Below are 7534 nucleotides of genomic sequence, written 5' to 3' on the forward strand. Positions count from 1 at the left end.
ATTGTTGATACCGTTCGGTTCCTTGTTCGTTTGAACGAGACTAACGTGTAGAACTACTCGTAGACGGCATCTCAGTTCAAAGTACTCACGGAAAATCGCAAGACTGCACTCCATCAACAATGTGCAACAGAAGAGCGATTGAAATATGTATAATAATTTAATTGGATTCTATTCGACGATGAATCCGCTCGCAAGTTCCAGAACCTCCGAGCGAGACCGCGGCTGATCGAACGCCACCGGAAAGCCAATCTCGCCGTTGAGTTCTCGCAGCAACGAGGCGTGTCGCGCTTCGACACTGTGGATACTGAGCGCAGGCGGCACGAGATCGACGTTCTCGATGGAGGGCGCTGCACCGGCGTACGCGGAGACGCCGATATCCTCGAGCATCGCACCGGTCGCGATGAACTCGTCGGGTTGCTGGACGGCCGTCCCGAAGTCGAACTGCGGGCTCGGGACCGGTTCGCCGCCGAGCATCTCGACCGTTTGACCGAGCACTTCCGCGTGCGTAATTTCGTGGTCTCGAACGGTCCGCAGTCGCTGGAGAACGCGATCCTCCATCACGCCCAACTCCGCGACCTGCTGGCGGAGGGCTGCGTCGTCGATGTTCTCGAGTCCCTCCCTGTAGAACTCGGCCTCGAGGAACTCGAGCGTTCGAGCGAAGTTGAGGATCTCGATGTCGTTTTCGAACTCGTCGGGCACTGCTTCGGGTGGTTCGTCAACCATCTGTTCGTCGTCTTTCGGCGCTTCCTTGTGGTCGTCTTTGTCGTCACCAGCCGAGGCCATCGGTGCGACACCGGCTGCACCCGCGCCGAGTATCGCGGACGCCGCGAGAACGCGTCGTCGTGACGCTTTTCCGTCTTTCCGCCTCTGCACACTATGGTCGACTGCCGAATCGGCGTTTATTTTTTCATCTTTCATATGATTTCTGCTCCGTTATACATCATCGAGCGCCATATGTTGGTCATATTGGCGCTCGACGCCTTCATGCCCCAGGTCCAGTAGTATAAAATACACTCAGAGATTTTACAAAACCTTGCCGTAGGACATGTATAATGAGTTGGAATCGAGGACCTTTGGCGTTGTTAATTATGAGATGAACAGGCGCAAAACCTCACCCTTCAGGGTGGGGATACGCGCCGTCACGGGATGACGCTTTCAACCGACGACTGCATTACTGGATATACCACGCCCAACAACTATCTTTAATACGAAACATTCTATAAGTCCTTATCAACACAGTCCGATGCTGGAGACGACCCGCACCTATCGAGCGAAAATCGTCAACCACACCCAAGTGAGTGACGACCTCGATAACTGCGGGTACTCAGCATCCAAACTGTGGAACGTCGCCCGCTACCACACCCAACAAGAATGGGACGAAACCGGCGAAATTCCGTCCGAAGCCGACCTCAAGCGTGAGCTAAAAGACCACGAACGGTACAGTGACCTACAGTCTCAGTCAAGTTCGTTCGAGACGGCGAAGCCGTCTCGTGATGCCAATGAGCTTCGCTCATTGAGCACAGCGAGTTCTCGAAGAGCTTGCTGAGTCGTTCAACGGTTGGTTCAAAAAGCGCAAGAACGGCGACACCGACGCGAATCCACCCGGCTATCGGAAGCGAGGCGACAAGCATCCACGCTCCACCGTGACGTGGAAGCAGAACGGCATCAAACACGACTCCAAGCACAACAAACTCCGCCTGAGCAAGGGATTTAACCTCAAGAGCCACCGCTCAGATTTCATCCTCTGTGAGTACGAAACGCGACCGGACGTGATCGTGGAGAACATCCAGCAGGTACGAGCCGTGTGGAACGGCGACGAGTAGGAACTCCACCTCGTCTGCAACGTCGAAATTCCTGTCGAGGACGCACCCGGCGACGGAACGGCTGGTATCGACCTCGGAATCAAGAACTACCTCGTCATCGCCTACGATAACGGTGTGGCTGAATTGTATCCGGGGAACGTGCTGAAGCAAGACAAACACTACTTCATCCGCGACGAGTACGACACCGAAGGCGAAAACGGCCCGTCACGACGTGCGCTCCGCGCTCGTCAGAAGTTTTCTCGGCGGAAAGACCACTTCTTACACGCACTCGCCAAACACATCGTTGAACAATGCATCGACCACGAGGTCGGACATATCTCCATAGGCGACTTGAGCAAGATTCGAGAGGACGAGAACGGTGAGTCTCGAAACTGGGGTAAGCATGGCAACAAGAAACTCCACGGCTGGGAGTTCGACCGCTTCACTCGATTGCTTGAATACAAGGCGAAGGAACACGGTATTCTCGTTGACCGCACGAGCGAACGGGACACGAGCAAGACGTGTTCGTGCTGTGGACGGAAGCGTGACGCGAATCGTGTGGAGCGTGGGTTGTACGTCTGTGAGTCGTGCGGGGCGACGATGAACGCGGACGTGAATGGCGCGGTGAACATTCGCAGAAAGATAACTCAGAGTCCCCCGTCGGGGGATATGAGTAACGGTCGTTTGGCACGGCCAGTGGCCTACCTGTTCAATCAAACCTCGGGGCGTTTCGCACCGAGCGAACAGATGGGTTGCGAACCGTAATATCCCAACGCTCGGGAATCCTCGCGCTTTAGCGCGGGGAGGATGTCAACTTTGCGTTAGCTCGTCCACATCTCGTTTCAGTCGTTCCCCGTACTGAAGACGAATTTTACGGGCTTCATCCAGACTGACGTAATCACGTCCGTCGATTTTCTGTGTGAGTGGCTCGTACGCCTGAACGTCGAATCCCATTCGCTCAAGGTAGGCAGACAGCTCTGCGGACTCCGTCCCGTCGTGTATCGCTTCCTCGACGTAGGTAAGGACAGTATCGAACTCAGGGATCGTGATTCTCTCATCCGTCACGTTACCGGTGTCGCCTTCGATACGAACTTCTGTGTGATGGAGCTGCTCCATTATGGCACCGATCTCCTCGGCTACGCGTAGGATCTGGCTTGGAAGTGATGTGTCGGGTGCTCGCCACTCGACAGTTGGCATCTCGCCGCGTAATCGAACTGGCGTCCAAACAATATCTTGTGGGGAGAAACTGGCCTCAATATCGTTTTCGCTGACGCCTTCTTTCATGGACGCTTCTTTGAACGAGTCAAAGAGCCGATCGAGTTGTCTCTCCCACTGTCCGACGGTGTTGACGTAATCCCAGAGCTGACCGTGTAGAGGGAAGTATTCGTAGCATTTCTTCCGGTAAATATAGGCACGGGCACCGTTCGCAACTCGGTCTCCCCGAAAGTACGGCGACGAATTTAGCAGTGCCAATGCTGGATCGAGGCTGGTAAGTACGTTAAGTTGATCTGTGACGTTTCGCTTCTCGAAATGGAGGTGGGTTCCGGCACAATACTTCGCGTAGGCAAAGTTGTCGCCGAGCACGTGCTTTTGTATCCGACTCCGGTCGGTGGTCCGTAGCTCAATTGATTCACTGTTGATTGGAGTTCCGAGCGGGACAAGTACCTTTCCGAGTTCGTCGGCTTTGGAGAGCAGATCGGCTAGTTGCTCGACGAACGTCGATCTGAGAGCCGAATACGTCTCACATGGTGGAGTTTTCAGTTCGAGTAGCGGATAGACGAACTCCTCTTCAACGAACTCCGAATACTCCGTGAGTGACCCTGGGTTCGTGAGCGCGCCGTCCTGATCGACGACCCAGTATTCGACTTCGATGCTCTTTTGCATTGATTTATCATCTTCCTCGCTGTGACTCATGGTGTTCCTATCCTCGTTCCGTTTTAAGCAAGGTCTGTTGTGCGCTTTCGAGTGATTCCGCTATTTTGGTTCCCCCGTAGCCAAAGATGTCCGAGTACCCATCAGCCGACATCAAGATCGGGTGGAACGGGTCATCTGCGATCAGTTCTTGCCCATCGACGCTGGCATAGGCCGTTCCCGCTGGAACCGATTCGAAATTTTCGACGTGAACCTCGTAGGATATCCCGGGAGGCTTTCGAATAGGGTCGGCCATATGGAAGAAATCCGGGTCTGCAGCGGGCGCGTCACCAGGGAGCGCATCCACTAGCTTGAGGAACGCATAGGCTTGGTTTTCGGCAGCCACAGCCGCTTCCTCTGTCCCCTGGGGGCCGACCTCGATCTCGACGGAGAGTCCGCAGGAAGTGATCGCTCCCTCGTTTACTCCCCAGTGGTCGACGACGTGTGGCACGGGCATCCGCGCCGCAAGATCGAGCTGAGGGGGCTGTGATCGGTGGATGAGCGCAAACGGTGTGGGCTGAGAGCGGGTACCGTGCAGTGAGAGCGTCGTACGGTCCTGAATCAACTCACAGATCTGAGCGGCGAGTTGCTCTTCGCGATCCCCGGCTGGGTTGCCGGGAAATACGCGATTGAGATCCGAGTCGAGATACCGTTTCCCTGCGTCGACTGCGTCCGGGTTGGCGATGACGAACGCAACGCCCCGATGTAGATCGAGGTCTGCCTCCCGCAAACGGCGTATCGCACGGACACCGCCCGTTTCGTCGCCGTGGACGCCACCGACGACCACAACCTCGGGCTCTCTCGACCCTCGAATGGTCACGTCGGGTGGGGTAATTCCACTTTTCAAGTTCTTACCTCTATTGGTGGGACACATTCCGATATCCTTAAAGTTCTGTCTCTCAAGCCACTCTAATGATATTCACCAAAGTTAATATCTGACGAAAAGTGTATTTCTTCGAAACTGTTCCATCACCTTTCGCCCAGACGTATCTCCCTACGATTTCATACGGTCGCTGGGTCCCATACGTTTTCTATGTCGGAAAATAAATGGAGCGGGAGTACTACCTAGATCCTCTGTACGCAGAACGCGATGTTAGGTGGTACTCGGGGGTGTCGAGGATTGTCCCGTGGCACAAACCGATCGCAGATTACCGTTCGGTCTTCCTCGGTTCTCGGACAGTGTAGCTGCAAACCGAGCGAGGCGACGTCTATCACACGGGCTGCTGTACGTGATTACCGGTGCAACCGTGAGACCGTCCGACGGGTGCATCGGTACCTCGGTCCCACAGACCGTGTCAGGCATCGATCGCATCGGAAAGGGCGTGCCGAATACGAGTTCCGACCGCCTCACTCGGGTGCATACTCCTCGTGGATTCGGTCCATTCGCGCTGCCATGACGAAATCAGCCTTGTGGAGGCCGTCGATCTTGTGCGTCCACATCTCGATCGTTACTTCGCCCCACTGGAGATGGATATCCGGATGGTGCCACTCGTCTTCGGCGAGTTCACCGACTTCGTACGTAAACTCCAGCGCGTCGCGGAAGTCCTCGAACGGATACGTTCCTTCGAGGTGGTGCTCGTCCACGACAGTCCAGACGTCGCCCTCGAGTTCCTCGAGGTGCGTTTCGAATTCCGCTTCCGCGAGCGGCTCGTCCTCGGACGTGCACGCTTCACACTCCTGATCCGCGAGTGAATGAGACATCGTTCCTCCTACGTCTTCGCTCCCTATACATGTTCTCGGTCGATCCGCGCTCGAGCGGCGGGGACCGAACCGGCAAACGCTCACGGCGGGTTTTCGACCGCGTTGATTTCCCAATCAAAGAGGTTCAGTGGCCGTAATCACATTGGTTAAAGTGATTGGCGTTAAGTAAGGTAAGGGCAACTAATACCCCCCAGGAAGCCACCACTACACCCAGTTCTGGCAGCGTTCGGTACCCCCATTCAACGACGCCAAAGTACCCAAACAAAATCCCGAGGTGAGCGGGGATAACAACGATACCGACACGGTGTGGTCGCCAGAGAGAGATATAAACCCCTAACAAACCGGTCCCGGTGAGGAACGCGAAGACGAATTTGGGAGAGCCGAAATCCACAGATAGTAGCAGTTTCCATCCGAAGTATATCGTGGAAAGTAACACGATGCCAAGGACAAACGAGAGGCTCAACTTAGGGACTTCGAACGATCTGTTGGTTACCATATGCAGATAATTACAATATTGGAGCAGGGAATAATAAATGCTGCGGGTCTGAGCCAGTACGAGATTAACTTGGCTCAGTGATGTCGCCCCAGAAGTAGGGTCCAGGGACTGTCGTTTCTCCATACTCAAGCAAGCGATACATATTAGCAGGGGCGATCAACAAGCCGGTCGCGATTTCGTCCCACGGATCAGCAGTGAGATAGTCGTTTTCGGTTGCATTCATGATTGCAGGAACACGCTCTCGATCTTGCCAGTAGAACCAATCCTCGTCGTGGAATACCATCGTAGCATCGCCATCAAGGATCGCATAGGCGAGCGGTTCGAAGATAAGAGAACAGCTGTAGGCCGCCGCCAGTGCTTTAAGTGCAGCAGCGATTTTCGCAACAGGAAGTGCCGCCGGCTGAACAGCCCCACTCGAACCTGCTCCACGGAATTCATCTATCAGCGTACAGATGAGGTCGACAACTAACTCAATTCCAGGATTATATGGAAGTCCCGGTGAATCAACCGCAAGATAAATACCGTGCTCTGGCGCGTCGATGACATCAGATTCGCCGATCTTGTCACCCCCGATCTCAGCTGAGACTCCCGGGATGACATCCATTGGCGAAGCCTCGTCCTGTTGTGCTTGGACTTGTTGAGGATCAGCATAGTAGTCGATTAATTGCTCGAGCTGGTTCTCGTCAAGGTCATTGGCAGTAGCGGTGGTGTGCTCCGGTTTTGGACCGGCATAAGCGTGAATTTGACCAGTCTCGTTCAGATCACGCGGCTCTGTTGAATCGCTGTAAGGCGGTGGATTTCATTGTTTGACGGCACGTTTGATGTTGTAGACGACACACATCAGAGCAATTTCACGGAACTCTCGATACCAGCTACGCGCTCGCACGGCGTAGCCGAGCGAGCGCTTGACGGCGGAGTTGACGGTTTCGGTCATTGACCGCTGTGCGTACCGATCTTCGTCAATGCGGGCGTTGTGTGCGTGATCGTACGGCGCGAAGATCCGGTGTTTGATCAGTGGTCGAATGTCGAGGTCACGGAGTCGGTCGCGGAGTTGTTGCTTGTCATAGCCCTTATCAGCGGCTAAAGACCGCAGATCGCCCGCGTTCCGGCGGGCGATCTGCTCACAGAGATCCGCGTCACTACCTTCTAGCGTCGTCGAGCAGTGAAGATCGAGCACAGCTTGCGTTGCTGTATCGACGAGTTTTGTGACTTTGAGCGTTTGAACCCGGTAATTCGTTCGGTGGCAGTAGTGGCGGCTTGCACGATCACGTTCGTAGAATGTTGCGTCGATAGCAGCGTGTTCGGATGGATCGTGTAGCTGCGCCGACTGGCGCAGCAACACTCGACACACGCTCATACTGATCCGGTCGAACGCCTTACACAACGTGGATGGTGAGGGGAGATCGGCCGCGCTGAGGCCAATCTCCCCGGTTATTTGTGGCATCTCCTTGAGTAAGTCAATCGTCATTCGGTAGGACGTATCGAGGTAAATCCGCAGACTATCCGTCTTTAGCTAAGCGAGAAACCACGTGACAGCGGCGGCTTATCGAGGCATCTTTTCGAGAGGAATGAGGAGGCGACGAGTGTGCACAACGAAGCCTCCTCATCTCGGATTATGCGTCGG

The 7534-nt window shown here is 54.8% G+C and carries 5 protein-coding genes and 2 pseudogenes; 1 reads left to right on the plus strand and 6 read right to left on the minus strand.

Features of this window, described 5'->3' with window-relative positions; all coding sequences use genetic code 11:
• Nucleotides 1-168: 168 nt before the first annotated feature.
• Nucleotides 169-783, minus strand: coding sequence for a ferritin-like domain-containing protein (locus EA472_RS17000; protein WP_394341355.1), 615 nt, complete (start codon nt 781-783; stop codon nt 169-171).
• 460 nt (nt 784-1243) lie between these two features.
• Between EA472_RS17000 and EA472_RS17005 the strand changes: the two are divergent.
• Nucleotides 1244-2567, plus strand: a pseudogene (locus tag EA472_RS17005) (RNA-guided endonuclease InsQ/TnpB family protein).
• Between the two features lie 45 nt (nt 2568-2612).
• Here the strand turns inward: EA472_RS17005 and EA472_RS17010 are convergent.
• From EA472_RS17010 to EA472_RS17030, 5 genes and pseudogenes are all read right to left on the minus strand, one after another.
• A complete protein-coding gene (locus tag EA472_RS17010; RefSeq protein ID WP_124192715.1) occupies nt 2613-3686 on the minus strand; it encodes a glutamate-cysteine ligase family protein in 1074 nt (357 codons plus the stop codon).
• 37 nt (nt 3687-3723) lie between these two features.
• Complete coding sequence (locus EA472_RS17015) at nt 3724-4533, minus strand: succinylglutamate desuccinylase/aspartoacylase domain-containing protein (RefSeq protein ID WP_243637886.1); 810 nt, start codon at nt 4531-4533, stop codon at nt 3724-3726.
• A gap of 527 nt (nt 4534-5060) precedes the next feature.
• A complete protein-coding gene (locus tag EA472_RS17020) occupies nt 5061-5414 on the minus strand; it encodes a 4a-hydroxytetrahydrobiopterin dehydratase (RefSeq protein ID WP_124192709.1) in 354 nt (117 codons plus the stop codon).
• Nucleotides 5415-5974: 560 nt separating this feature from the next.
• Nucleotides 5975-6514 (minus strand): hypothetical protein, encoded by a 540-nt coding sequence (locus EA472_RS17025; RefSeq protein WP_124192710.1) that lies wholly within the window; start codon nt 6512-6514, stop codon nt 5975-5977.
• A gap of 195 nt (nt 6515-6709) precedes the next feature.
• Nucleotides 6710-7408 (minus strand): annotated as a pseudogene (locus EA472_RS17030) (IS5 family transposase); the annotation flags it as partial.
• Nucleotides 7409-7534 lie beyond the last annotated feature (126 nt).

This window comes from Natrarchaeobius oligotrophus, assembly GCF_003841465.1.
Classification (GTDB): domain Archaea; phylum Halobacteriota; class Halobacteria; order Halobacteriales; family Natrialbaceae; genus Natrarchaeobius; species Natrarchaeobius oligotrophus.

Excerpts from the sequence above, each read along its gene's own strand:
- EA472_RS17025 (WP_124192710.1), bottom strand. The coding sequence starts at position 6,514 with ATGGATGTCATCCCGGGAGTCTCAGCTGAGATCGGGGGTGACAAGATC.
- EA472_RS17010 (WP_124192715.1), bottom strand. The coding sequence starts at position 3,686 with ATGCAAAAGAGCATCGAAGTCGAATACTGGGTCGTCGATCAGGACGGC.
- EA472_RS17000 (WP_394341355.1), bottom strand. The coding sequence starts at position 783 with ATGGCCTCGGCTGGTGACGACAAAGACGACCACAAGGAAGCGCCGAAA.
- EA472_RS17020 (WP_124192709.1), bottom strand. The coding sequence starts at position 5,414 with ATGTCTCATTCACTCGCGGATCAGGAGTGTGAAGCGTGCACGTCCGAG.